The organism is Candidatus Pelagibacter sp. PS_34 (assembly GCF_059417845.1).
In genome coordinates this window covers 1,205,326-1,228,118 of the sequence record NZ_CM182068.1, presented here as the reverse complement: position 1 = coordinate 1,228,118, position 22,793 = coordinate 1,205,326, and the positions used below count along the sequence as shown (strand labels likewise).

Here is a 22,793-nt window from a genome sequence, read left to right as displayed (position 1 = left end):
ATGTTTATTTATGTTTATAAAAGTAAGTTTTTACAGAGAAAAATAACAAAAAAGATTATTTTCAAAAATGATAAAAATAATACTTAATTACCAACATTTTATTCATGAGTAATACATATCAAATATACCTTATTTCTGACTCCACAGGTGAAACTCTAGATAGAGTTTTTCTAGCGATTAAAGCTCAATTCAAAAACATAGAATATGATGTTAAGTCTTATTTTTTTACAAGAACGGAAAATCAAGTTTCTAAAATAATGGATGAGGCAAAAAAAAACGATAATTCAATAATTTTATATACAATTGTTGATACTTCACTTGCAAAATTTTTAGCAAATAAGGGGAATGAAAAAAAGATTCCGTGCTTCAGTGTTTTGGGAAATTTAATTATGAACTTCTCCAAACTTTTAAATCAAAAAGCATCTCACGTTCCAAGCGGGCAACATGCTTTAAATGAAGAGTATTATGAAAGAATAGAGGCCATCCAATTTACCATGGCCCATGATGATGGGAACCTTGTTGAAGATGTAGATAAAGCAGATTTAATATTATTGGGAGTAAGCAGAACAAGTAAAACGCCAACATCAATTTATCTTGCTAACAGAGGTTATAAAACTTTAAATATTCCTTTGGTAAATGAGCAATCAATACCAGAAAGCTTAAAAAAGAATCCCAATCTTTCTTGTGTAGTTGGCCTAACAACAGAACCTCAGAGATTAGTTGATATCAGAAAAAATAGGATGAATGCGCTTAAAGAAAAAGAAAACACAAATTATACAAATATTAGCAAGATTGAAAAAGAAATTAACGAAGCTAAAAAAACATTTACCAAATATAAATGGCCAACAATTGATGTTACTAGAAAATCAGTAGAAGAAACTGCAGCATCAATAATTAAAATATATGAAATAAAAAAAAATAATGGTTAAAGAAATAATACTTGCATCTAAAAGTGGTGTGAGAAAAAAAATTTTAGAAGAAAATAATATTCAATTTAGGGTGGAGCCATCCAATGCGGATGAGGATAGCGTTAAAGAAAGTTTGTTAAAAGAAAAAGCAACTCCAACAATTATTTCAAAAAACTTAGCAGAATTAAAAGCTAATAAAATTAGCCAAAAATTTATAGAAGAAATAGTTCTTGGAGCAGATAGTGTAATAGATTTAGAAGGTGAAATAATATCAAAGCCAAACGATAGAGTAGAGGCCCTAGAAATACTTAAAAGGATGAATGGAAAAACTCATCAATTGATAAGTTCAGTTTGTATATCAAGGGGTGGATCGATGATATGGAATTACACCGATAAAGCTTCATTAACCATGAAAAATATGACTTTTTCAGAACTAGAGAAATACTTGAAAAAAATTTCTGATAAGGATCTCTATGCTTACAATGTTTATCAAATTGAAGGAGAAGGAAGAAATTTATTTTCAAAGATAGAAGGAGATGAAGATACAATCATGGGTCTTCCAGTCAAAAAAATTAAAGAATATCTTAAAATTATAAAATGAAAAAAACCTTTTTAGTTATAGGAAATCCAATTAATCATAGCTTGTCACCAAAACTACATAACTATTGGATAAAAAAATATAAAGTTAATGCAACCTATGAAAAAAAGCTTTTAAATAATAATGAGATAAAAGATTTAATTTTTAATATGAGAGAAGAAAAACTTCACGGAATAAATGTAACAGTACCATTTAAAAAAACGGTTATACCTTTTTTAGATGAATTAAGTGAAGAAGCAAAAATTTCTCAATCAGTGAACACAATCTATAAAAAAAATGATAAAATTTTAGGTGACAATACTGATATTGAAGGTTTTAAACTTAGTTTAGAAAAAACAGAACAAGGAACTAAAAATAAAAAAGCTCTAATACTTGGGGCGGGTGGGGTTGTTCCCTCAATTATTATTGCGCTTAAAAAAATGCAAATTGAAAAAATTTATTTAAGTAATCGAACAGAATTAAAAGCAAAAGTACTAAAAGAAAATTTTCCAGAAATAGAATTAATTAAATGGGGAGAAACTTTAGATTTTGATATAATCATAAACGCAACAAGCATTGGATTAAAAAAAGAAGATGAAATTAATATTAATTATCAACAAATAAGCAAAGATAAATTTTTTTATGATGTAATTTATAATCCACCAGAAACAAACTTTTTAAAAAATGCAAAAAAGTATGGCGGTATAACAAAAAATGGTAAAATGATGTTTGTTTATCAGGCTCAAAAAGCCTTTTTTATCTGGCATAAAGTTGTTCCAGAAGTAGACAATGAAACAATTAATCTTTTAGATGTATGATTAAAATTGCTGTTGTAGGAGATATTGGTTCTGGAAAAAGTCATATTGCTAAACTTTTTGGTTATCCAGTTTTTAATGCAGATCAAGAAGTAGCAAGCATATATAAAAAAAACAAAAATTGTTTTAGAAAATTAAAAAAATATTTACCTAAATATTTTTCAGTATTTCCAGCAAACAAAATACAAATTATAAAAGCAATAGAGGACAGTGAAAAAAATTTAAAAAAAATTACTAAAATTATTCATCCAGAAGTTAGAAAGAAATTAACTATCTTTTTAAAAAAAAATAAAAAAAGAAAAGCTATAATTTTAGATATTCCTCTTTTATTAGAAAATAAATTAAACCAAAAAACAGATATAATAGTTTTTGTTCAGTCAAAAAAAAGTGAAATTATAAAAAGATTAAAAAAAAGAGACAATTTTAATTTAAATTTATATAATCAATTTAAAAAAATACAGTTACCACTAAGTTATAAAAAGAAAAAAGCCAATCATGTTATTAAAAATAATTTTACCAATAAGCTTGTTAAGAAAAGTGTAAAAAAAATACTAAAAGAAATTATATAAAATGAAAGAAGTGATACTAGACACTGAAACAACAGGACTATCTGTTAGAGATGGACATAGAATTGTAGAAATTGGATGTATCGAGTTAGAAAATTTGATACCAACCAAAAATAGATTTCACTGCTATCTTAATCCTGAAAGAAAAGTTTCTGAAAAAGCCCTAGAAGTTCATGGTTATACAGATGAATTTTTATCTACTCACAAAAAGTTTGGAGATATAGTGGATGAGTTTTTGGGTTTCATAGAAAATAAGAGACTTGTAATACATAATGCCGAATTTGATTTATCTCACTTAAATAACGAATTAGCATTACTAGGTAAGGAAAAATTAGACAGTAAAAATGTTGTAGACACACTTGCTTTAGCTAGGGATAAATTTCCAGGCTCTCCTATAAGCCTTGATGCATTGTGCAAAAGATACAGAGTAGATAATTCAAAAAGAACACAACATACCGCTCTTATAGACTGTGATTTATTAGCCAAAGTTTATATTAATTTATTAGACCAAAAAGAGCCCACATTAAATTTTAAAAATGAAGATAATGAAAAAATGATAATAAATGCAAACAGTGTTAATCAGTATTATAAAAAAGTTATTAAGCCAACTGAGGAAGAGCTTAAGTTACATAAAGAATATCTAAAAAGCAGTTTGAAGAAAAATTTTTTTAATTAGCTCTTTGTTTGTATAGCTCTGTGAAATCTATTTTTTTATCTATGGTTACTTCTGGAAATCCAGAATTATGAATTAAATTTAGAAATGCCTTTTCCAGATTGGGGTAAATTTTATTTTGAACATCGCATAATATAATTTTTTCTAAATCTTTTTTATCATTTATAGCATCATCAATTTTAACGATAGAAGTGTAAATTATTTCGAAATAAGATTTTTTTTCACTTAATTCTTTATCATTGAATTTTAAAGTAGTGTTAACTTCTATCATTTTATTTTTTAATGGTTTGGAATTTATTTCAATGTTGAGGTGGTATTTTGAAATTTGCTCTTTAACAAAAATATAAGTTTCAATGTCAGCTGTTTCGCTTGAAATATCTTTTACAAACTCAGCTAATATTTTAAAGTTTTCTGTCATTTTCATCATCTATATCTTCAAATTCACCATTAATAAAATCTTGTTTTTTATTTATGGGCTTTTGTTTAATTGATACTTTTTTAAATATCAATTTTCTTGTTGGTGGAAATATTATTAATAAACCCAAGAAGTCTGTAGCAAAACCAGGTAAAATCAAAAGTAATGCTGCAAACGCTAAAGCTGCACCAGAAATAATTTCATAAACTGGCAATTCATTTTTTACCATTTGAGACATTCCAGACTTAAGAGTGTTAAAGCCCTCATATCTGGCGTAGACAACCCCAAAAAAAGCCGTAATAAAGATAAGTAAAATGGTGTTAAAAGCTCCAATTTGAGAACCCAGCTTGATAAACAAATAAATCTCAACGATCGGAATACCAACTAATAATAATAAAAATGTGTTCATTTGTCCTTAGTCTAAATTGCTAGTTGTAATTAATCAACATAGTAAATATTATTAAATTATGAGTTATAGTTTTGAGTACATTGATATTATTCTTTTAGCAATGATTGCTGGTTTTATTTTTCTTCGTCTAAGAGGAATACTTGGTAAAAAAACTGGTTTCGAAGGGAAAATTCCATCACAATTTGAAAAGGAATTTCAAAAAACAAACATAACTCCAAAACCAATTAGTGAAAATTTTGATGAAGCGTCACAAAAAGAATTTTTAAAAGGTGCAAAAATTGCTTATGAAACAATTATTACAGATTTTAGTGATAGTGATAATAAGCTGATAGCAAGTAAACCGCTTTTAAGTAAAAAAATTTATGATCAGTTTAAAGAGGCGCTTGAAGATAGAGCTAACAAAGGTCATTTTGCTGAAATAACTTTTATAGGGATTAAGTCAGCTGTAATTAAAACGCATAAAAAAATTGAAGATAGCTTAGAAGTTACGGTAGATTTTGTTAGTGAAATTATAACATGTATAAAAGATAAAGATAAAAATATTGTATCAGGGGATAGTGAGAAAATAAAAACTGTTTATGATACTTGGGTTTTTTCAAAAGACATTAAATCATCAAATCCAAATTGGTTATTAATTAATACTATTACCTAATTGATTAAGAAGATAACAGACAAAGATAAAGAAGATTGGGAAAATTTCCTAAGCAATAAAAAAAAAATTCTTAATAAAAATTCAGTAAAACAAAAAGATATAAATAACCCAGACAAAAATAAACAGGACTGGGAAAACTTTTTAAACACTAAAGAGAAAATTCCCAATAAAGATTTTATTCTTAAAAAAAATATAAGATATGAAAAGATAAAGAAAATAGATCTGCATGGTTACACTATTGAAGAAGCAAATAAGGCCACAGAACAATTTATTCAAAAATGTTTTGATGAAAATGTTACTAAAATAATAGTGATTACAGGCAAAGGACTAAGATCTAAAAATATAGAAAACCCTTATCTCTCAAAAGATTTGAGCATACTAAAGTATTCAGTTCCAGAGTTTATTGAAAAAAATAAAAGTTTAACTCAATTTATTATTGAAACAACAGATGCTAAAATTGAAGATGGTGGTAGTGGAGCTTTTTATATTTATCTTAAAAATAAAAACAAATTTAAAGAATAAATTTAGATAAATCTGTATCCTTAACAAGCTCATCTAGATTTTGTTTTACATAATTAGAATCTATTATAATTTTTTCACCAGCCCTATCTGTTGCAGTAAAACTAATATCATCTAATATTCTTTCTATAATAGTATGAAGTCTTCTAGCACCAATATTTTCTACAGTGTTATTAACTTCCGAAGCTATATTGGCAATTGCATCGATACCATCATCAGAAAATTCTAGCTCAACGTTTTCTGTTTTTAAAAGAGCAACATATTGTTTTATCAAACTATAGTCTGGTTCTTTAAGAATTCTTTTAAAGTCATCACTGGTTAAAGCTTCAAGTTCAACTCTTATTGGCAGTCTACCTTGTAATTCTGGAAGTAAGTCTGAAGGTTTAGCAAGCTGGAAGGCTCCAGATGCAATAAATAAGATATGATCAGTTTTAATTGTACCGTACTTTGTACTTACTGTTGTTCCTTCAATTAGAGGAAGTAAATCCCTTTGTACTCCTTCTCTAGAAACATCTCCACCAGATCTATCTGTTCTTCCTGAAATTTTATCTATTTCATCTAAAAAAACTATCCCATTATTTTCTGTTGAATCTTTTGCTGATTTTATAATTTTATCATCTTCTATTAGCTTGTCAGCTTCATCATTAATTAAAATTTCATGAGATTCTTTGACAGTCATTTTCTTCTTTTTCTGTTTATTACCAACAGATTTTCCCATCATCTCTCCAATATTTATCATTCCAATGTTTGCTCCAGGCATTCCAGGAATTTCAAATGCAGCTTGAGAGCCACTATTATTTACTTCAATTTCAATTTCGTTGTCATCTAAATCACCATTTCTTAATCTTTTTCTAAAACTTTCTCTAGTAGCAAGACTTGCTTTATTTCCAACTAGAGCATCCAAAACTTTTTCTTCTGCTAATTTTTGTGCCTTCGTATGAACTTCTTTTCTTTTTTTTACTTTCTCCATTGCAATTGCAATTTCAAGAAGATCTCTTATGATTTGTTCAACATCTCTTCCAACATATCCAACTTCAGTAAATCTTGTAGCCTCCACCTTTACAAAAGGAGCTTCAGCTAACTTAGATAGTCTTCTAGAAATTTCTGTCTTACCAACTCCAGTTGGCCCAATCATTAAAATATTTTTAGGTAAAACTTCATTCTTCATTTCACCTTTTAAAGCTTGTCTTCTCCACCTATTTCTTAAAGCAATAGCCACTGCCTTTTTAGCTTTATTTTGTCCAACAACATACCTGTCTAATTCAGAAACTATTTCTCTAGGTGATAAAGAACTGACTAAAGAGTTATCTTTCTTTTCAGTTTTTTCTTTTGGGAAAGGTGTAACGTTTGTGTCTTCCATTAAATTTTTTCAATTTTAATATTATTATTAGTGAATACACAAATTTCAGATGCAACTTGAATTGCTTTTTTAGCAACCTCTTCAGCACTCAAATCTGTATCTAATAAAACTTTAGCAGCAGCCAAAGCATAATTTCCACCTGATCCTATACCTATGGCATCACCCTCAGGTTCTAACACATCACCCGTTCCTGAGATTATAAAGCTATTCTCTTTATCGCCAATAGCCATTAAAGCTTCAAGTCTTCTCAAGTATTTGTCAGTTCTCCAGTCTTTTGCTAACTCAACAGCTGCTCTTGGAAGATTACCAGCATGTTTTTCAAGTTTTGCTTCTAGTCTTTCAAACAAAGTTAAAGCATCTGCAGTTGATCCAGCAAAACCAGCTATTACATTTCTTTTTTCAATTTTTCTAACTTTTGCAGCAGTACTTTTTATAACGGTATTGCCCATACTAACCTGGCCATCTCCTGCAACCACCACTTCATTGTTTTTTCTAATAAGTACTATTGTAGTCATAGATTATAAATGGATATTAATTCTTATTCTTCAAGTAGCAGATTGCAAATATTGATATAGTTAATTAATCCCTATATACATATTATATATTATGAACAGAATTGGAAAAGTTTCCAGAAAAACAAAAGAAACCAGCATTAGTGTTGAAATTAATATTGATGGAAAAGGTCAATATAAAATTGATACCGGGATAGGTTTTTTAGATCATATGCTTGAACAATTATCAAAGCATTCACTGATTGATTTAAAAGTTAAAGCAAAAGGTGACACTCATATAGATCTTCACCACACAACAGAAGATACTGGAATTGCTATAGGTGAAGCTTTAAAAAAAGCATTGAAAGATTTTAAAGGAATTAAAAGATACGCTCATGCAATGATTCCAATGGATGAAACATTAACAAGAGTTGCAATTGATGTTTCAAATAGACCTTATTTAATATGGAAAGTTAAATTAAAAGTAGAAAGACTTGGAGAGATGGACACAGAACTTTTTAAAGAATGGTTTCAAGCTTTCTCTCAATCAGCAGGAATAACTTTGCACATGGAAAATATTTATGGAGATAATAGTCATCATATAATTGAGTCTTGTTATAAGGCTCTAGCAAGGTCATTAAGAACAGCTTTAGAGATAGACCCTAGAAATAAGAAGAGCATTCCATCAACTAAAGGCTCATTATAAGTTTAATGAATGTCACAATTGTTGATTATAACTCAGGAAATATCAGCTCTGTAATAAATTCCTTTAAAGAAGTCGCTAAAGATAAAGTAAATATTGAGGTAACATCAGACTTAAATAAGATTAGATCAAGTGACAAGGTAGTATTGCCGGGACAGGGATCGTTTAAGAGCTGTGTTGATGCATTAAACAGCATAAACGGTCTAGTAGAGACACTAAATGAGTTTACAATCACTAATAAAAAACCTCTTCTTGGAATTTGTGTTGGTTTACAGATGTTTGCAGATCTTGGATATGAAGAAATTGAAACAAAAGGACTTGGTTGGATTTCAGGTAAAGTTTCAAAGATTAATAATCAAAATAATAAATTCAAACTTCCACACATTGGTTGGAATGAAATTAATATTGTTAAAAAAAGTAAGATTTTTGAGGATATAGAAAATAAGTCACATATGTATTTTGTACACAGCTACGAATTTATTCCAGATGATAAAAGTGTAATTTCATCAGCAACAAATTATTCATCAAATATTGTTTGTTCAGTTGAAAAAGAAAACATCTTTGGAACCCAGTTTCACCCTGAAAAGAGTGATAAATTAGGACTTAAAATTATAGAAAATTTTTTAAATTTATAAATATGAAAATATTTCCAGCTATAGATATTAAAGATAAGAAATGTGTAAGATTAATTAAAGGGGACTTTAATAATAAAACTGAATATGAAATATCACCAGTTGATCAAGCTAGTAAATACAAAGATCATGGCTTTAAAAATTTACACATTGTTGATTTAGATGGCGCCTTAACGGGAGAGACAGTTAACCTGGATATTATTAAAGAAATAGTTCATAAATTTGATTTAAAAATTGAAGTAGGTGGAGGTGTTAGAAGCATTGATAGTATTGAAAAATATATAAATGCAGGAGTTGAAAAAGTTATTTTAGGAAGCGCAGCTATAAAAGATAAAAATTTTTTAAAAGAAGCATGTCAAAAATTTCCAAACAAAATTGCCTTAGGTCTAGATGCTAAAGATGGATACTTGTCAGTCTCAGGATGGAAGGAAAATTCTAATCAATTGACTTTAGATTTTTTAAAAGAAGTAAACGATTATGGTGCAAGTAGATTAATCTATACAGACATAAATAGAGATGGCACTAAAGAAAGTCCTAATTTTGAAGAAACAACCAATATTGCAAATGTATCTAATTGCCCGGTAATTATTTCAGGAGGGGTGTCTTCAATTGACGACATTAAAAAAGCAAAAGGTTTAAGAAATATTGAAGGAATAATAGTTGGTAAGGCTATTTATGATGGTGATATTAAATTGGAAGAATTAGTAAAAGAATTAGATGCTTAAAAATAGAATTATACCCTGTTTAGATGTTAAAAATGGGAGAGTTGTTAAAGGAATTAACTTTGTAGATTTAAAGGATGCTGGTGATCCAGTTGAGCAAGCTAAAATTTATAGTGATGGTGGTGCTGATGAGATTTGTTTTTTAGACATTACTGCTTCCAATGAAAATAGAAACACAATATATGATGTGGTTGAAAGAACGTCTAAAAAATGTTTTGTGCCGTTAACGGTTGGGGGTGGGGTTAGAGGAGTTGAAGATATTAATAAATTATTAAATTGTGGCGCAGATAAAGTTTCAATCAATACTGCGGCAGTTCAAAACCCTGAAATGATAATTGAAAGTTCAAAAAAATTTGGATCACAGTGCATTGTTGTTGCAATAGATGCTAAAAAAAATGGTAATAAATGGGAAGTTTTTACTCATGGTGGTAGAAACAACACAAATATAGATGCAATAGAATTTGCAAAAAAAATGGAAGATAATGGTGCAGGAGAATTATTAGTTACTTCTATGGACAGAGATGGCACCCAAATTGGTTATGATAATGATTTAATGTTTAAAATATCTTCAACAGTTAATATACCAGTGATTGCTTCTGGCGGAGTAGGTAACCTGGATCACCTTGTAGATGGCATAAGGCTTGGCAATGCTAGCGCTGTACTAGCAGCTTCAATCTTTCATTACGGAACACATTCAATTAATGAAGCTAAACAATATTTGAATTCAAAAGGAATTCCCGTTAGGATTTAGAGATGTCAGAAAATCTATTAAATTTAGTAAATACAATTAGAGACAGAAAAAATAAGGATGAAGATAAATCTTATACTTCATCATTATTATCAGGTGGTCTTTCTAAATGTATAGATAAAATGGAAGAAGAATTTGATGAACTGAAAGAAGCCCTAAATGATAAATCTAATATAGTTCACGAAGCAGCAGATACAATATATCATATATTAGTTACACTTGAGGCAGCCAATATTAAATTTGAAGACGTCTTAAAAGAGTTGGAAGACAGAAAAAAACAATCAGGTATTGAAGAAAAGAATAATAGATAATGAGTTACGACAAAAATAATATTTTTGCAAAAATTTTGAGAAAAGAAATTCCTTGTAAAAAAATATTTGAAAATGAACATGTTCTTTCTTTTCATGATATAAATCCTCAAAAAAAAATACATGCACTAGTTATTCCAAAAGGTGAGTACATTAATTTAGATGATTTTAATGCTAGAGCCTCAGATCAAGAGATAGTTGCATTAAGCAAAGCTATTACAGAAGTTTCCAAAATATTAAGCATCTCAACAGACACAGGTAAAGGTTATAGAGCTTTAACAAATTTGAGTGAAGACGGCGGTCAAGAGGTTCCACATTTACACTTCCATTTATTTGGAGGAGAAAAAGTTGGAAAAATGGTTGAGTGACAGAAAAAATTTATCGAAGTTATTTAGAGATAAGATCTCTAGATGAATTAAAAGAAGTTAAGAGGCCCGCAGAGAATTATTCCGTAGAGCTTGTAGAACCAAAAGATTTTCAATTAAATAAATTTTTTTACAAATCTATTGGTAAGAATTGTCAATGGATTGATAGACTTATTTGGACAGACTTAAATTGGACAGATTATGTTTCTAATGATCAGTTATTTACATACATTCTTAAAGATAAAGGTGAAATAGCTGGTTATTTTGAATTGATATTTAACAAACAAAATAAAGAAGCCGAAATTGCTTATTTTGGAATTTTAGAAGAATATTTTGGAAAAAAATTAGGAGGATATTTATTAAGTGAGGCAATTAAGTGCTCATTTAATATGGGTGGTGTAAGAGTTTGGCTTCACACTTGTTCTCTAGATCACAAAAATGCGTTAAAAAATTACCTAGCTAGAGGTATGAAAAATTTTAAGTCTGAAACTTTAATTAGATGATTAATTATATTCAGGTAATTTAAAAATCTTTTCATCTATCTCTTGGTTTTTTTTAACAGAAGAAATAAATGTTATTGATAAATTTTGATAAATATCTTCAGTTTGCCATCCAATTAAATTTAAATCTTTCTTATCAAAAAAAATATTAATTTCATTATTATTCTCAAAAATTTTAAAATTTAAATACTTATTATCAATATCTCTTGGCTCAAGTTCTTCTATTTTAGAAATTAGATATTCTTTATCTAGTAAAAATTCTAAAGGAGTTTTGTTTAGAGGGTAACGATAATAACTTCCCTTGTTAATGGTTTTAATAACTAAAGATTTTCCATTTGATACTAAATTTTTTTTATTAGGATTACTGTACTTACAAAAAATTTTTTTAGGATATTCAATGATACATTTTCCAACTTCACTCTTATCATTAATGGTTTGTTTGAAATTAAAACTTAAATTATTAGTAAGTTTCATTTGAGAAATTATTTTATCTTTTGGGGATGAGTTTGCTGGAAGATAAAAATTGAAAAACAATAAGATGATTATTATTCTAAGCATTAAAGCACATCTCTTTTACCAACATGATTAGCTTTACTCACAACCCCGTCAGCTTCCATCATATCAATAATTCTTGCAGCTCTATTATACCCTATTTGTAATTTTCTTTGTAAAAACGAGGTAGATGCTTTGCCCTCAGATCTAATAATATCAAGTGCAGCCTGGTACAACTCATCTTTATCCCCTGAGCCAGAAGCTTCTCCACTCAATTCTTTCTCATCAGCAAAATTTAAGATTTCATCTATATAATCTGGCTCTGCTTGACTTCTTAAATAATTATTAACTTTTTCAATTTCACTTTCTGACACAAATGGAGCATGAATTCTAACTATTCGATTAGCAGAAGACATATAAAGCATATCTCCCTTTCCAAGTAATTGTTCGGCGCCCTGTTCACCTAAAATTGTTCTACTATCTATTTTTGAAGTTACTTGAAAAGATATTCTTGTTGGAAAATTTGCTTTAATAGTTCCCGTAATAACATCAACACTTGGTCTTTGAGTGGCCATTATAATGTGAATTCCAGCAGCTCTTGCCATTTGTGATAATTTTTGAATATAATTTTCTATCTCTTTACCAGCCACAAGCATTAGGTCAGACATTTCATCTACTACAACAACAATATAGGGCATAGCCAAAGTATGCTTAGCATTATAACCATCAATATTACGAACTCCTTCTTTGGTCATAAGTCGGTATCTATTTTCCATCTCTTTAACAACCCAACCCAAGACAGAAGCAGCTTTTTTTGCCTCAGTAATCACAGGACATAATAAGTGAGGTATGCCTTCATAGGTTGATAGTTCAAGCATTTTAGGATCGATGAGTATGAACTTACATTTGTCAGGTGTGTGCCTGTAGAGTAAAGACAAGATAATAGTATTTATACAAACAGATTTACCTGATCCAGTAGTTCCAGCAATTAATAAGTGAGGCATAGAAGCTAAGTCTCCAACAATAGGAACACCAGAGATGTTCTTGCCAAGTGCAATTGGTAATCGAATATCTTTTTTATTAAAATCAGAGTTAGAGAGTATTTCACTTAAATAAACATTCTCACGACTAGAATTTGGAAGCTCTATACCGATGGTGCTACGTCCTGGAATAGTAGCAATTCGTGCAGATTCAGAGCTAGTATTTCGAGCAATATCATCTGAGAGATTGATAATTTTTGATACTTTAACACCTGCTGCTGGCTCAAATTCATTGAGTGTTACTACAGGGCCATGACTAACCTTCTTTATATCCCCACTAACCCCAAAATCTAATAAGATTTTTTCTAAAAACTCACTATCAATATAATCTTCATCTTTTAGTTTTTCCCTATCTTTTTGTGTTGGGATTTTGAGTAAGTCGATAGTAGGTAGTTTAAAGCGAATTTTTTTACTTGGAGATTTATTTTCACTTTTTATAAAAGGTAAATCTTCTTGAATTAAATTTGTAATTTCTTCTTGTGGTATAAATTCATTAATTATCTCATTTTCATTAGTATAACTCTTTTCTTTTTTTATAAAGATTAATTTAAAAAGTTTTTTTATTAATTTATAAAAATAAATAACTTTAAAATGGATACTAATTAAAAATAAAATTAAAATAATTAAAATTAAAAAGTAATAAAAAATTTGAGAATTAATATTAATTAAAGAAGTTAAAAAAGTTGTTTCTAAATATTTTCCAATAAAACCACCATTTCCATTAATATAAAGGTTGAAGGCAGTAGGGTAAAAAAAAGAAAAAAATAGAGAACCAAATGAAGAATAAAGAACTGAATAAAAAATACTTTCAAAAATCAAAAAAATTTTCTTATTCAGAACTATATTTATGCCAGTAAATATGAGTGTAAATGGAATTAATAAAGAAATGAGTCCAAAGGTTTGAAAAAAAAGATCAGCTGTGTAACTTCCATTAAAACCAAGCAAATTTTTAATTTCTGTATTATCTGGGAAAATAAAATTAGGGTCATCGGGAGAAAAAGTTGCAAGGGAAACCAACAAAAGAAGACCAATTATAACAAAAGCAATTCCAGCAGTTTCTATAATTCTGTTTATACCGAAATTAATTGTATTGTTGGCTAATTTTTTAAATTCCATAAATAAATGAGTCTAATTAATCACTTTGTATCATCTAATTTTTATTGTTAAAATTAAAATTATTATGAATGTTTGTATTATTGGTGAAGGTCTAACTGCTCTATCTTTAGCTAAAAGCCTTATAAATAAAAAAATAAATGTTCATTATTATTATAAAAGTAGAAATAGTAATTTTTCCTCCAATAGAACAATAGGAATATCCAAAAGTAATTTTGAATTTTTCAAAGAAAAAATTTTTCAAATTTCAAAAAATAATTACTGGAAAATAAATAGAATAGAAATTTATACTGATAAAATTGAAACAGAAAATTTATTAAAATTTGAAAATGATAAAAATGATCTATTTTATATTATAAAAAATGATGAGCTTCTAAAATCGTTAAATAGTAACCTTATTAAAAATAAATTTTTTAAAAAAATAATATTAAGCAAAAATATAAATGAGGAGTTTTTAAATAAAAAAGGATATGATTTAATAATAAATTGTGATGCAAATAATTTTTTAGCTAAAAAGTACTTCACTAAAAAAATTAGTAAAAATTATTATAATCTTGCTTATACCACTATTTTAAAACATAAAAAAATAGAGAATAATACAGCAACTCAAATTTTTACAAAGCAAGGTCCAATTGCATTTTTGCCAATCTCTAACACCGAAACATCTGTAGTATATTCAATGGATATTAAGAATAAAAAATTTGATAATAGCGATGTAATAGATTTAATTAATAAAAATAACCCCAAATATCTAATTAATAAAATTGATAAATTAAATAGTTTCGATTTGAGTTCTTCAAATTTAAGAAACTATTATCATAAAAATATCTTAGCTTTTGGAGACATGCTTCACAGAGTGCACCCATTAGCAGGACAAGGATTTAATATGACTATACGAGATCTTAGAATTCTAACTAAAATTATTGAAGACAAAATTGAATTAGGTATGCAGTTAGATTCACGGATATTTGATGAATTTGAAAAAAAAACAAAAGATAAAAATTTTGTTTTTTCTAAAGCCATAGACTTAATTTATGAATCTTTTAATTTAGATAAAAAAGTTCAAAATAAAAGCTTTAGCAAAATTATTAAAAACATTGGAAAAAATAAAAATCTAAATAATTATTTTATTAAACTAGCTGATGCAGGAATAAATTTTTAAGTCTACTGAATAGTTGTATTGTGAAAATCATCAAAACTGTAAGTACTCAGTATTTCAGAAATTTTATCTTTTCTTGCTTCTAAATTTTTACTTTCTAATAAAATTTGTTTCTCTTCTAGTGAAAAAGGAGATGCCATTGCTAGAGCATTTATCGTTTCATTCAAATCTTGTTTCTCTAAAGATTTCCAATTTATAATATATCCTTTTTTTTCAAATAATAATTTTAAATCTTTAAATATTGGCTCTAGATCAGAAAATTTTAATTTCTTTTTTTCAGAAGTTAAATCTAGCTCAAAATTATCATAAGTAGTTTCGCAAATACGATAAGGTTTTGAACTTTTAATTTCTTTAGTTACTTCAAACCGCGTTATACCATTTAGATCAATCATATATCTGCCATCTGATGTATCTTTAAAATTGGTTATTTTACCTAAACAGCCAACCTTATGAAGACCAGGGATTGAACTATCATCATTATTTTTTGGTTGAATCAAACCAATCATCTTGTTTGTTTTCATACTATCATTAATCATTTCAATATATCTTGGTTCAAATATATTTAATGGAACTGTTGTATGAGGAAATATAATAAAGTTACTTAATGGAAATACAGGGATAGTTTTTGGTAAATCTTGTTTTTTCATTCTTTCTTTTAGCAAATTTTTGAAAATCTATATACCAATGAAACACTTTATTATTGATTGAACTAAAAAAACCATCTATTTATAGTGTCTTTTATAAGCGGGTCTAGCTCATTGGTAGAGCGAATCGTTGCCAACGATTAGGTAGAGGGTTCGATTCCCTTGACCCGCTCCAAAATTTTAAAACATATTAATCAATGAGTGATTTACTTAATAAGAAATGTGTACCATGTGAGGGTGGAATTTTACCTTTTGATATTAGTGAAATTCATAAATATCAAAAAAAAGTTGATGGTTGGGATGTTAAAAAAAATACAAAAGAAATATATTATTTAGAGAAAAATTTTACTTTTAAGAATTTTGTTAATAGTCAAAATTTTATAAATAAAGTTAGTGAAATATCGGAAAATGAAAATCATCATCCAGATATTTCTTTTGGTTGGGGATATGCTAAAATTGTAATTACTACTCATGCTATTGAAGGACTGTCAGAAAATGATTTTATTTTAGCAGCAAAAATTGATCAAATTTTTAATGTCTAAAATGTCTTGTTTTAGAGAAAACTAAAATAGTACCAGTTTGGTTTGCAAATTTTATTATCTCCTTATCTCTAATTGATCCAGAAGGCTGTATTACAGCTGAAACTCCTGATTGTACTAATTTTTCAATACCATCAACGAATGGAAAAAATGCGTCAGAAGCTGCCATAATATCTTCTTTTAAGTTTTGAAATTTATTCATTTTATCTATAGCAATTTGACAGCTATCAAGTCTACTAGGTTGCCCTGAGCCAATACCAACGGTTGCTTCTTGGCTTGCAAGAACAATTGCATTTGATTTTACATATCTACAAACATTAAATGCAAAAATTAAATTTTTTAATTGAGATTTATTTGGTCTTAGTTTTGAAACTACTTTGAAATCTTTAGGTTCAAAAACTTTTAAATCCTCAGATTGTGTTAATATAGATTCATTCACAGAGCCAAATCTAATTAAATCTTTCATCATAAATTCCGATGCATCAATAATTCTTATATTTTTTTTCTTTTTTAAAATTATTAAAGCATCAGCTTGAAAACCATTAGCAATGATAACCTCTAAGAAAATTTTATTAAGCTCCAATGCTAGAGTTTTATTTATTTTGAAATTACAAGAAACTATTCCTCCAAAAGCGCTAACTGGATCAGAAGCAAGAGCCAATTTATAACTTTTTAAACTATTTTTATTAATCGAAACACCACAAGGATTAGCGTGTTTAACTATAACGGTTCCGGAGTTTTTTGGTAAAGATTTTGATATTGTTAATGCAGAAAAAATATCATTATAATTATTATAACTTAACTGCTTACCATGAATTTGTTTAATATTAAGATTTTGAGATTTAGAATAAATTGCAGCTTCTTGATGTGGATTTTCACCATACCTTAATTTTTCAATTAAATTTCCATAAATAATTTTTTTTTTGGGAAAATTGTTTTTTTTAATTTTATTAAAATAGTTAGAAATTACAGCATCATAATAAGCTGTTTCAGAAAAGGCCTCTAAAGACATCTTTTCTCTAAATTCAATAGATGTTGATCCTTTATTATTTTCTAATTCATTAATTAGGGTTTCATATTGATCTGAGGATGTAATAACAGTAACATCGTTATAGTTTTTGGCAGCTGCCCTAACCATAGTGGGACCTCCAACATCAATATTCTCTATTATTTTTGAATGATTGGTTGTTTGATCTAAAGTTTTTTCAAAAGGATAAAAGTTAACAATAACAAGGTCAATTTCATCATATTGATTAGCTTTTAGTTCTTTAGTGTGAGATTTGTCGTTTCTTTTACTTAATATACCAGCATGAATTTTTGGGTGTAGTGTTTTAACTCTTCCACCAAGAATTTCTGGTGAACCAGTATACTCTGAAACTTCTTGGCATTTAAATTTAAGTTTCTTTATTTCTTTAAAGGTGCCTCCAGAGCTAATTAATTCAATTTTGTATTTCGCTAAAACTTTTAAAAGACTGCCTAAATCTTTTTTATCAGATACTGAAATAAGAGCTTTTTTTATTTTTTTCATTATAATTTTGTGATTTCCCATCTTATAGTTTGATTTTCTTCATTAGTCATTCCTGAAATAAATATATTTTGATTATTTGTAAAAGAATTTTTTTCTCCAAAATATAACCCTTCTTCAATATTTATTTTAGAATTTTCTGAGCTAAATTTCCAACCTTCTCCATCAAGATCAATAAGTATTGATTTTTCATCTTGAGTTTTCATTAATCGAATATTTGGCTCCAAGTGAAATCTAATATCAAATTTTAAGTTTTTAATACCCTTGTTAGAAATAATTTTATCATGGCCAATGAATTTTAATTGTTCTGGGTAAAATTCTATTTCTCGATCATGAACAATACCATGTGGTTTTAAATAGCCATCATGAGAAGCATTAATTTTCCAATAATTTTTTTCAAATACTACTTTTTTTTTTAATATTCTTAATTCTTGATTAATTTTAGGTTTTTTACCTCTTACTTTGCTAAAATTACAAGAGGACTTGTCATCTATAATTAGTGTGCTATGGACTGCGCTTGACTTAGATATCTCATTTAATTGATGATCAATTTTTTGAAAATAACCACAATTACTAATTAATTTTTTACTATTTGATATAATCTCAAAAGATAAAGCACCAGCTTGATAATCTGAAGATAATTTTTTATTTGGGCTCGATCCAACATCCATTATTAAAGAATTTTTTTTACTATTAAGGACCACATAGCCACCCAGCTCATTATTTTGATTTTTAAAATTATATCCAAGTCTTTTTAAATAAAGATCAAAATTATGATTATTTGTTTTATGATTACCATTAAAGAGAAAATCTATTTTATTGTTTTGCCAAATAAAAGCATAAGCCTGACCTAAATAATATATATTTTCATTTATAAAATCTGGTATTTCATTTTGAGATTCTTTGAACCATTCCCTAATTAATATAAAATATTTTAAGTAAAAACTTAACTGTCTAATATTTCTTGATTTTGGAAAGCCATCATTATCTAATGAATATTTGGCTAATTTTTTTAGTAAACTTAACCCAGTATTTAAATAATTATTATTTTGAGGGTACGATAGACCAGTTAAAATGATAGCTGCACACCCTATAATCTTATTATCGATTAATTCAGAGATTTCAATTTCATTAATAAGGTGATTGATCTGCTTCTTTATAGTGCCGTTAAACTTGTCTTTATAATGTATATTACCATCTTCATAGGTAAGCCTAGAATTTGAAATCCAGGCTATTATTCTTTTTCCAATTATATCAATTTTCCAATTTTTAGAGTTGTACCTGTCATTTGTATTAATCCATTGATTAATGACATTTTGAGTATCTTTTTTTGAAGATCTAAGATCTAGGCTAAATAGCCAAAAAAAACTGTTTAAATTTTGTTGGTCTTTTTCTTTTAAATTTGGATTATCCCAAATTTCATTTAACGAATAATTTTCTATGTTAATCTTTTTTTTATCATATTTTATAAGGCCATCTAACAAGTTAGGGCTTGGCTGATATTCTAGTAACTCAATAGAAGAGGGTGTAATTTTTTTATTATATAGATAGGAGTTTAAATAAAAGTGACGAATTTTTTTTTTAATAAGTCTAAATGAATTGTTTAAAATCATTATTCTAACTTGATTTTAAAAGGTCTATATTTTTTTTTATATCTCCATTGTTATTTTTAAATATAGTTGTCCCAGAAACTAAAATATTTGCACCAGCTTCTATTGCTAGTTTATTATTGTCAAAATTGATCCCACCATCAATCTCGATATCAAAATCTATATTCTTTTGATCTCTTATTTTTTTTAATTCTTTAATTTTTTCTAAAACTTCTGGCATAAACTTTTGTCCTCCAAATCCAGGGTTTACGCTCATAATTAGAACTAAATCTATCTCATTTAATAAGTCAGTTATTAAATTAATTTTACTTTCTGGATTTAAAGAAACCCCTACTTTTTTTCCTAAACTTTTAATATGGTCAATAGAGACTGCTAAATTTTCAGTTGCTTCTGGGTGTATAGTAATAATATCTGCACCTGCGTCTGCATAATCTTTAATATATTTATGCACGGGTGAAATCATTAAATGAACATCAAATGGTAGTTTTGTAAATTTTCTTAATGATTTTATGATAGGTGGACCCATGGTTAAATTAGGAACAAAATGACCATCCATCACATCCACATGGATCATATCTGCACCACCTTCTTCAAGTCTTTTTATTTCATTTCCTAATTGACTAAAGTCAGCAGATAAAATTGAAGGAGATATTTGTATTTTTTTCATTGATTGGTAATTCTACTAGTATCAATTTTTAAAATTTAATTGAATTAAATAATTGATAAATTTGCTTAGAAATTTCACTTTCTAGAGGAAATGATAACATTCCCATTACAGAATAACCTAAGACCCAGGGCATAAAGTAAAATCTAATCATATAAAAAAACCAAGCAACATATAATGGAATCAGAGGTCCTATGATGAAAGAAGGGGTTATTGGCTTAAAAATTTTTATTAATGGATTGGTATATTTTACAAATATCTTCATAAAAAAAAATTCAGAATCTTCTTTTTGAAAAATATTCATCGCAACTCTTCCTATTAAAGTCCACATGATAACTCCAAGTAGATAATCTATAAAATAAACTAGAGGATGAAAGTTGGCAGACATTTAGAAATTTATATTTGAAAACTTATTGAATTAAAAGGGGCGAAATTAATCGCCCCTAGAATCAAGATTTAAGCTCTATTTACCAGTGACAGTTTTACCACTTGGTATACGAACTTCATCAACCATTTTTTGGATTGAAGCATCAGGTGCAGAAGTCATTAAACTTACTACCACCATTGATACACAACTAACAGCTGCTCCGAAGATACCAAATGTTAACTGAGTAAGTCCTAAGAACCCACTTCCACCATTTCTTACCCATACAAGGTACCAAATAGCAGAACCAAGACCTAAAACCATACCAGCAACTGCACCTTCTTTGTTAGCTCTCTTCCACCATACACCTAGTACAAGTGGGAAGAACAAACCAGACATCGCAAAGTCAAAAGCCCAGATAACTGAACCTAAAATACCTTGGATCTCCATTGCAGCAATAGTTGCTCCAGCAAAACCAATTACTACAAGTAATACCCTTGCAACAAGTAGTCTTTTTGCAGTTTCCGCTTTTGGATCAATCATTTTGTAATAAACATCATGAGAGATCGCATTAGCAATTGCTAGAATCAAACCATCAGCTGTTGACATGGCAGCAGCCATACCTCCAGCAGCAACCAGTCCTGAGATTACATATGGTAATCCAGCTATTTCTGGAGTTGCTAACACAACAGCTTTACCGCCCATGAAAAACTCATTAAGTTCAAGAGTTCCATTGCCGTTAAAGTCGCTGATAAACATCAAGTTTGCACTATTCCAGTTTTGGAACCAATCTAAAGATTGAACTTCAGCAAATGATTTACCAATAATACCAGTTGGTAATGTCGGATCAATCAATGATAGTTTTGATAGCGTTGCTAACATTGGCGCAGAAGAATACAGAAGGAAGATAAAGAATAATGACCAACCAACTGATTTTCTAGCTGCTTTAACGCTTGGAGTAGTAAAGTATCTCATCATCACGTGTGGTAATGATGCTGTTCCCATCATCATCGCCAATGCTAATGAAATAAACGCCCAAGGCGTTGCATTTACTGCAGAGTGTGCTTTAGTTATTCCAGCTAACCCTTTAGGTACCGTTGCTAGATCAGCAGCAGAGTTTTTAATAAACCCAAACTGTTGTTCTAACTCACCAATTCTAGCTACCTCGTCAGCTAACATAAAGTGAGGGAAGAAACCCGCACCCATTTTGTTACTGATCCAAAAAATTGGAAGCATGTAAGCTATAATTAGCACGATATATTGTGCAACCTGTGTCCAAGTTACCGCTCTCATACCCCCTAACATTGAACAAAGTAAAATACTTATTAGTCCAATATATACAGCATATTTAAAGTCGATATCTAGAGCAACAGATGCAATAGTACCCGTAGCATTAATCTGAGCAGTCACATAAGTGAATGAAGCAACAGTCAAAACTACTACAGCACAGAACCTTGCTAAGTTACCACCGTATCTTGTACCCACAAAATCTGGAACTGTGTAACATCCAAATTTTCTTAAGTATGGTGCTAATAAAGTTGCAACTAATATGTAACCACCAGTCCAACCGACAAGTAGAGCCATATATCCATAGCCTTTGAAGTAAATACCACCTGCCATTGCAACGAATGAAGCACCAGACATCCAGTCTGCCGCCGTCGCCATTCCATTGAATACAGTGGGCACTTGTCTTCCAGCCACGTAATATGCGTCTGCTTGAGCTGTTCTTGATAGATAACCGATCAGTGCATAGATGAATATTGTAAAGGCTACAAAAGCAACACCTATTGCTTTAGCAGTCATACCCATCTGCTCACCAATTGCCATTAAGATTATGAAACCTATAAAACCTCCTGTATAGATTCCGTAAACTTTTGGCAAATTGTCTATAAATTTACCTTTAATCATTATTGATCTCCTTTTTCGTTGAAGCCGAATTCTTCATCGATTTTCTCTTGCCTATTAGCAAACCAGAAACATAAAATTACAAAAATTCCAAGAGATCCTTGACATGTAAACCAGTATGTCCATGGATAACCGAAAGGTCCTGTAACCTCATTCATTTCAGCTGCAAAAAGGAAGATGCCGATTGAGAAAACAAACCAAATAGCCAGTGTTACGAATAACAATGATCTAGTCTTTTCCCAGTGTTTTGTTGCGTTTGACATTTATACCTCTCTATTTTTAGTTATAACTACCCTAAACCATAACCATTCTGTAAGTTTTTAAAAGACTTAAAATTGTTCATATTAGGTGCTTATTTACCTACCTTTTTAAGGT

General features: G+C 28.7%; 29 protein-coding genes and 1 tRNA gene. 17 read left to right on the top strand and 13 right to left on the bottom strand.

Annotated features, from left to right (window positions below):
* The first annotated feature begins 104 nt into the window (after positions 1–104).
* The 5 genes from AC5SL3_RS06615 to dnaQ are packed head-to-tail and all read left to right on the top strand — an operon-like array spanning position 105 to position 3,542.
* On the top strand, positions 105–929 hold the full coding sequence (locus AC5SL3_RS06615; protein WP_271564388.1) for a pyruvate, water dikinase regulatory protein: 825 nt from the start codon (positions 105–107) through the stop codon (positions 927–929).
* The gene (locus AC5SL3_RS06610) at positions 922–1,509 is read left to right on the top strand and encodes a Maf family protein (RefSeq protein ID WP_494578037.1); all 588 of its coding nucleotides are present in this window, start codon (positions 922–924) and stop codon (positions 1,507–1,509) included. The genes AC5SL3_RS06615 and AC5SL3_RS06610 overlap by 8 nt, the downstream gene beginning before the upstream one ends.
* Positions 1,506–2,303, top strand: coding sequence for a shikimate dehydrogenase (gene aroE, locus AC5SL3_RS06605; RefSeq protein WP_494578035.1), 798 nt, complete (start codon positions 1,506–1,508; stop codon positions 2,301–2,303). The genes AC5SL3_RS06610 and aroE overlap by 4 nt, the downstream gene beginning before the upstream one ends.
* A complete protein-coding gene (gene coaE / locus AC5SL3_RS06600) occupies positions 2,300–2,869 on the top strand; it encodes a dephospho-CoA kinase (RefSeq protein WP_494578034.1) in 570 nt (189 codons plus the stop codon). The genes aroE and coaE overlap by 4 nt, the downstream gene beginning before the upstream one ends.
* Before the next feature lies 1 nt (position 2,870).
* Positions 2,871–3,542, top strand: coding sequence for a DNA polymerase III subunit epsilon (gene dnaQ, locus AC5SL3_RS06595; protein WP_494578033.1), 672 nt, complete (start codon positions 2,871–2,873; stop codon positions 3,540–3,542).
* Here the strand turns inward: dnaQ and AC5SL3_RS06590 are convergent.
* Positions 3,535–3,957 (bottom strand): protein-export chaperone SecB, encoded by a 423-nt coding sequence (locus AC5SL3_RS06590; protein ID WP_494578031.1) that lies wholly within the window; start codon positions 3,955–3,957, stop codon positions 3,535–3,537. The genes dnaQ and AC5SL3_RS06590 overlap by 8 nt on opposite strands.
* Positions 3,941–4,363, bottom strand: coding sequence for an FxsA family protein (locus tag AC5SL3_RS06585; RefSeq protein ID WP_494578029.1), 423 nt, complete (start codon positions 4,361–4,363; stop codon positions 3,941–3,943). Before AC5SL3_RS06585 ends, AC5SL3_RS06590 begins: the two co-directional genes overlap by 17 nt.
* Before the next feature lie 58 nt (positions 4,364–4,421).
* Between AC5SL3_RS06585 and AC5SL3_RS06580 the strand changes: the two genes are divergently transcribed.
* Entirely contained in the window at positions 4,422–5,015 is a 594-nt protein-coding gene (locus AC5SL3_RS06580; protein ID WP_494578027.1) for a Tim44/TimA family putative adaptor protein, read from the top strand.
* A complete protein-coding gene (locus AC5SL3_RS06575) occupies positions 5,016–5,537 on the top strand; it encodes a Smr/MutS family protein (RefSeq protein WP_494578025.1) in 522 nt (173 codons plus the stop codon).
* Here AC5SL3_RS06575 and hslU read toward each other — a convergent pair.
* Together hslU and hslV are read right to left on the bottom strand one after the other, a co-directional pair.
* The gene (gene hslU, locus AC5SL3_RS06570) at positions 5,527–6,894 is read right to left on the bottom strand and encodes an ATP-dependent protease ATPase subunit HslU (RefSeq protein ID WP_494578023.1); all 1,368 of its coding nucleotides are present in this window, start codon (positions 6,892–6,894) and stop codon (positions 5,527–5,529) included. The genes AC5SL3_RS06575 and hslU overlap by 11 nt on opposite strands.
* Positions 6,894–7,409 carry an ATP-dependent protease subunit HslV gene (gene hslV, locus AC5SL3_RS06565; protein WP_006997574.1) on the bottom strand — a complete coding sequence of 172 codons (516 nt, stop codon included), beginning with the start codon at positions 7,407–7,409 and terminating at the stop codon, positions 6,894–6,896. Before hslV ends, hslU begins: the two co-directional genes overlap by 1 nt.
* Before the next feature lie 91 nt (positions 7,410–7,500).
* Here hslV and hisB point away from each other — a divergent pair, with 91 nt between their 5' ends.
* From hisB to AC5SL3_RS06530, 7 genes are read left to right on the top strand one after another with little or no spacing between them, the layout of a single operon-like run.
* A complete protein-coding gene (hisB, locus tag AC5SL3_RS06560) occupies positions 7,501–8,091 on the top strand; it encodes an imidazoleglycerol-phosphate dehydratase HisB (protein WP_494578021.1) in 591 nt (196 codons plus the stop codon).
* A 5-nt stretch (positions 8,092–8,096) separates the two neighbouring features.
* A complete protein-coding gene (gene hisH / locus AC5SL3_RS06555) occupies positions 8,097–8,723 on the top strand; it encodes an imidazole glycerol phosphate synthase subunit HisH (RefSeq protein WP_494578019.1) in 627 nt (208 codons plus the stop codon).
* Between the two features lie 2 nt (positions 8,724–8,725).
* Positions 8,726–9,445 (top strand): 1-(5-phosphoribosyl)-5-[(5-phosphoribosylamino)methylideneamino]imidazole-4-carboxamide isomerase, encoded by a 720-nt coding sequence (gene hisA, locus AC5SL3_RS06550; RefSeq protein WP_494578017.1) that lies wholly within the window; start codon positions 8,726–8,728, stop codon positions 9,443–9,445.
* Positions 9,438–10,193, top strand: a complete 756-nt coding sequence (gene hisF, locus AC5SL3_RS06545) for an imidazole glycerol phosphate synthase subunit HisF (protein WP_494578015.1) — start codon at positions 9,438–9,440, stop codon at positions 10,191–10,193. The genes hisA and hisF overlap by 8 nt, the downstream gene beginning before the upstream one ends.
* Before the next feature lie 2 nt (positions 10,194–10,195).
* Positions 10,196–10,501: a phosphoribosyl-ATP diphosphatase gene (hisE, locus tag AC5SL3_RS06540; RefSeq protein ID WP_271564050.1), complete on the top strand. Its 306-nt coding sequence runs from the start codon at positions 10,196–10,198 to the stop codon at positions 10,499–10,501.
* Entirely contained in the window at positions 10,501–10,866 is a 366-nt protein-coding gene (locus tag AC5SL3_RS06535; RefSeq protein ID WP_494578013.1) for an HIT domain-containing protein, read from the top strand. The genes hisE and AC5SL3_RS06535 overlap by 1 nt, the downstream gene beginning before the upstream one ends.
* Positions 10,863–11,366: a GNAT family N-acetyltransferase gene (locus AC5SL3_RS06530; protein WP_494578012.1), complete on the top strand. Its 504-nt coding sequence runs from the start codon at positions 10,863–10,865 to the stop codon at positions 11,364–11,366. The genes AC5SL3_RS06535 and AC5SL3_RS06530 overlap by 4 nt, the downstream gene beginning before the upstream one ends.
* On the opposite strand, the gene AC5SL3_RS06525 is transcribed toward AC5SL3_RS06530, so the two are convergent.
* Positions 11,367–11,921 (bottom strand): LolA family protein, encoded by a 555-nt coding sequence (locus tag AC5SL3_RS06525; protein ID WP_494578010.1) that lies wholly within the window; start codon positions 11,919–11,921, stop codon positions 11,367–11,369.
* Positions 11,921–14,011 (bottom strand): FtsK/SpoIIIE family DNA translocase, encoded by a 2,091-nt coding sequence (locus tag AC5SL3_RS06520; protein WP_494578008.1) that lies wholly within the window; start codon positions 14,009–14,011, stop codon positions 11,921–11,923. Before AC5SL3_RS06520 ends, AC5SL3_RS06525 begins: the two co-directional genes overlap by 1 nt.
* A gap of 64 nt (positions 14,012–14,075) precedes the next feature.
* On the opposite strand from AC5SL3_RS06520, the gene AC5SL3_RS06515 reads away from it, so the two are divergent.
* On the top strand, positions 14,076–15,170 hold the full coding sequence (locus AC5SL3_RS06515; protein ID WP_494578006.1) for an FAD-dependent monooxygenase: 1,095 nt from the start codon (positions 14,076–14,078) through the stop codon (positions 15,168–15,170).
* Positions 15,171–15,172: 2 nt separating this feature from the next.
* Here the strand turns inward: AC5SL3_RS06515 and AC5SL3_RS06510 are convergent, their stop codons facing one another.
* Entirely contained in the window at positions 15,173–15,814 is a 642-nt protein-coding gene (locus tag AC5SL3_RS06510; RefSeq protein WP_494578005.1) for an LON peptidase substrate-binding domain-containing protein, read from the bottom strand.
* Positions 15,815–15,911: 97 nt separating this feature from the next.
* Between AC5SL3_RS06510 and AC5SL3_RS06505 the strand changes: the two genes are divergently transcribed.
* Both AC5SL3_RS06505 and AC5SL3_RS06500 read left to right on the top strand, forming a co-directional pair.
* A tRNA-Gly gene (locus AC5SL3_RS06505) sits at positions 15,912–15,986 on the top strand.
* Between the two features lie 22 nt (positions 15,987–16,008).
* On the top strand, positions 16,009–16,353 hold the full coding sequence (locus AC5SL3_RS06500) for a 4a-hydroxytetrahydrobiopterin dehydratase (protein ID WP_494578003.1): 345 nt from the start codon (positions 16,009–16,011) through the stop codon (positions 16,351–16,353).
* Here the strand turns inward: AC5SL3_RS06500 and purH are convergent.
* The 6 genes from purH to AC5SL3_RS06470 all read right to left on the bottom strand — a co-directional run bounded on the left by purH (position 16,343) and on the right by AC5SL3_RS06470 (position 22,681).
* Positions 16,343–17,899 (bottom strand): bifunctional phosphoribosylaminoimidazolecarboxamide formyltransferase/IMP cyclohydrolase, encoded by a 1,557-nt coding sequence (gene purH, locus AC5SL3_RS06495; RefSeq protein ID WP_494578001.1) that lies wholly within the window; start codon positions 17,897–17,899, stop codon positions 16,343–16,345. The genes AC5SL3_RS06500 and purH overlap by 11 nt on opposite strands.
* Complete coding sequence (locus AC5SL3_RS06490) at positions 17,878–19,488, bottom strand: heparinase II/III family protein (protein WP_494577999.1); 1,611 nt, start codon at positions 19,486–19,488, stop codon at positions 17,878–17,880. Before AC5SL3_RS06490 ends, purH begins: the two co-directional genes overlap by 22 nt.
* 4 nt (positions 19,489–19,492) lie before the next feature.
* Positions 19,493–20,152: a ribulose-phosphate 3-epimerase gene (gene rpe, locus AC5SL3_RS06485; protein WP_018413669.1), complete on the bottom strand. Its 660-nt coding sequence runs from the start codon at positions 20,150–20,152 to the stop codon at positions 19,493–19,495.
* 28 nt (positions 20,153–20,180) lie between these two features.
* Positions 20,181–20,537, bottom strand: a complete 357-nt coding sequence (locus tag AC5SL3_RS06480) for a hypothetical protein (RefSeq protein WP_018413668.1) — start codon at positions 20,535–20,537, stop codon at positions 20,181–20,183.
* 75 nt (positions 20,538–20,612) lie between these two features.
* Positions 20,613–22,421: a sodium:solute symporter family protein gene (locus tag AC5SL3_RS06475; RefSeq protein WP_018413667.1), complete on the bottom strand. Its 1,809-nt coding sequence runs from the start codon at positions 22,419–22,421 to the stop codon at positions 20,613–20,615.
* Positions 22,421–22,681, bottom strand: coding sequence for a DUF4212 domain-containing protein (locus tag AC5SL3_RS06470; RefSeq protein ID WP_018413666.1), 261 nt, complete (start codon positions 22,679–22,681; stop codon positions 22,421–22,423). The genes AC5SL3_RS06475 and AC5SL3_RS06470 overlap by 1 nt, the downstream gene beginning before the upstream one ends.
* Positions 22,682–22,793 lie beyond the last annotated feature (112 nt).

Excerpts from the sequence above, each read along its gene's own strand:
- hisF (WP_494578015.1), top strand. The coding sequence starts at position 9,438 with ATGCTTAAAAATAGAATTATACCCTGTTTAGATGTTAAAAATGGGAGA.
- aroE (WP_494578035.1), top strand. The coding sequence starts at position 1,506 with ATGAAAAAAACCTTTTTAGTTATAGGAAATCCAATTAATCATAGCTTG.
- AC5SL3_RS06535 (WP_494578013.1), top strand. The coding sequence starts at position 10,501 with ATGAGTTACGACAAAAATAATATTTTTGCAAAAATTTTGAGAAAAGAA.
- hisH (WP_494578019.1), top strand. The coding sequence starts at position 8,097 with ATGAATGTCACAATTGTTGATTATAACTCAGGAAATATCAGCTCTGTA.
- hisE (WP_271564050.1), top strand. The coding sequence starts at position 10,196 with ATGTCAGAAAATCTATTAAATTTAGTAAATACAATTAGAGACAGAAAA.
- hisA (WP_494578017.1), top strand. The coding sequence starts at position 8,726 with ATGAAAATATTTCCAGCTATAGATATTAAAGATAAGAAATGTGTAAGA.
- hslV (WP_006997574.1), bottom strand. The coding sequence starts at position 7,409 with ATGACTACAATAGTACTTATTAGAAAAAACAATGAAGTGGTGGTTGCA.
- AC5SL3_RS06515 (WP_494578006.1), top strand. The coding sequence starts at position 14,076 with ATGAATGTTTGTATTATTGGTGAAGGTCTAACTGCTCTATCTTTAGCT.
- AC5SL3_RS06470 (WP_018413666.1), bottom strand. The coding sequence starts at position 22,681 with ATGTCAAACGCAACAAAACACTGGGAAAAGACTAGATCATTGTTATTC.
- AC5SL3_RS06615 (WP_271564388.1), top strand. The coding sequence starts at position 105 with ATGAGTAATACATATCAAATATACCTTATTTCTGACTCCACAGGTGAA.
- AC5SL3_RS06520 (WP_494578008.1), bottom strand. The coding sequence starts at position 14,011 with ATGGAATTTAAAAAATTAGCCAACAATACAATTAATTTCGGTATAAAC.
- AC5SL3_RS06580 (WP_494578027.1), top strand. The coding sequence starts at position 4,422 with ATGAGTTATAGTTTTGAGTACATTGATATTATTCTTTTAGCAATGATT.
- hslU (WP_494578023.1), bottom strand. The coding sequence starts at position 6,894 with ATGGAAGACACAAACGTTACACCTTTCCCAAAAGAAAAAACTGAAAAG.
- purH (WP_494578001.1), bottom strand. The coding sequence starts at position 17,899 with ATGGGAAATCACAAAATTATAATGAAAAAAATAAAAAAAGCTCTTATT.
- AC5SL3_RS06525 (WP_494578010.1), bottom strand. The coding sequence starts at position 11,921 with ATGCTTAGAATAATAATCATCTTATTGTTTTTCAATTTTTATCTTCCA.
- AC5SL3_RS06480 (WP_018413668.1), bottom strand. The coding sequence starts at position 20,537 with ATGTCTGCCAACTTTCATCCTCTAGTTTATTTTATAGATTATCTACTT.
- AC5SL3_RS06590 (WP_494578031.1), bottom strand. The coding sequence starts at position 3,957 with ATGACAGAAAACTTTAAAATATTAGCTGAGTTTGTAAAAGATATTTCA.
- rpe (WP_018413669.1), bottom strand. The coding sequence starts at position 20,152 with ATGAAAAAAATACAAATATCTCCTTCAATTTTATCTGCTGACTTTAGT.
- AC5SL3_RS06490 (WP_494577999.1), bottom strand. The coding sequence starts at position 19,488 with ATGATTTTAAACAATTCATTTAGACTTATTAAAAAAAAAATTCGTCAC.
- coaE (WP_494578034.1), top strand. The coding sequence starts at position 2,300 with ATGATTAAAATTGCTGTTGTAGGAGATATTGGTTCTGGAAAAAGTCAT.
- AC5SL3_RS06475 (WP_018413667.1), bottom strand. The coding sequence starts at position 22,421 with ATGATTAAAGGTAAATTTATAGACAATTTGCCAAAAGTTTACGGAATC.
- dnaQ (WP_494578033.1), top strand. The coding sequence starts at position 2,871 with ATGAAAGAAGTGATACTAGACACTGAAACAACAGGACTATCTGTTAGA.
- AC5SL3_RS06610 (WP_494578037.1), top strand. The coding sequence starts at position 922 with ATGGTTAAAGAAATAATACTTGCATCTAAAAGTGGTGTGAGAAAAAAA.
- hisB (WP_494578021.1), top strand. The coding sequence starts at position 7,501 with ATGAACAGAATTGGAAAAGTTTCCAGAAAAACAAAAGAAACCAGCATT.
- AC5SL3_RS06500 (WP_494578003.1), top strand. The coding sequence starts at position 16,009 with ATGAGTGATTTACTTAATAAGAAATGTGTACCATGTGAGGGTGGAATT.
- AC5SL3_RS06585 (WP_494578029.1), bottom strand. The coding sequence starts at position 4,363 with ATGAACACATTTTTATTATTATTAGTTGGTATTCCGATCGTTGAGATT.
- AC5SL3_RS06510 (WP_494578005.1), bottom strand. The coding sequence starts at position 15,814 with ATGAAAAAACAAGATTTACCAAAAACTATCCCTGTATTTCCATTAAGT.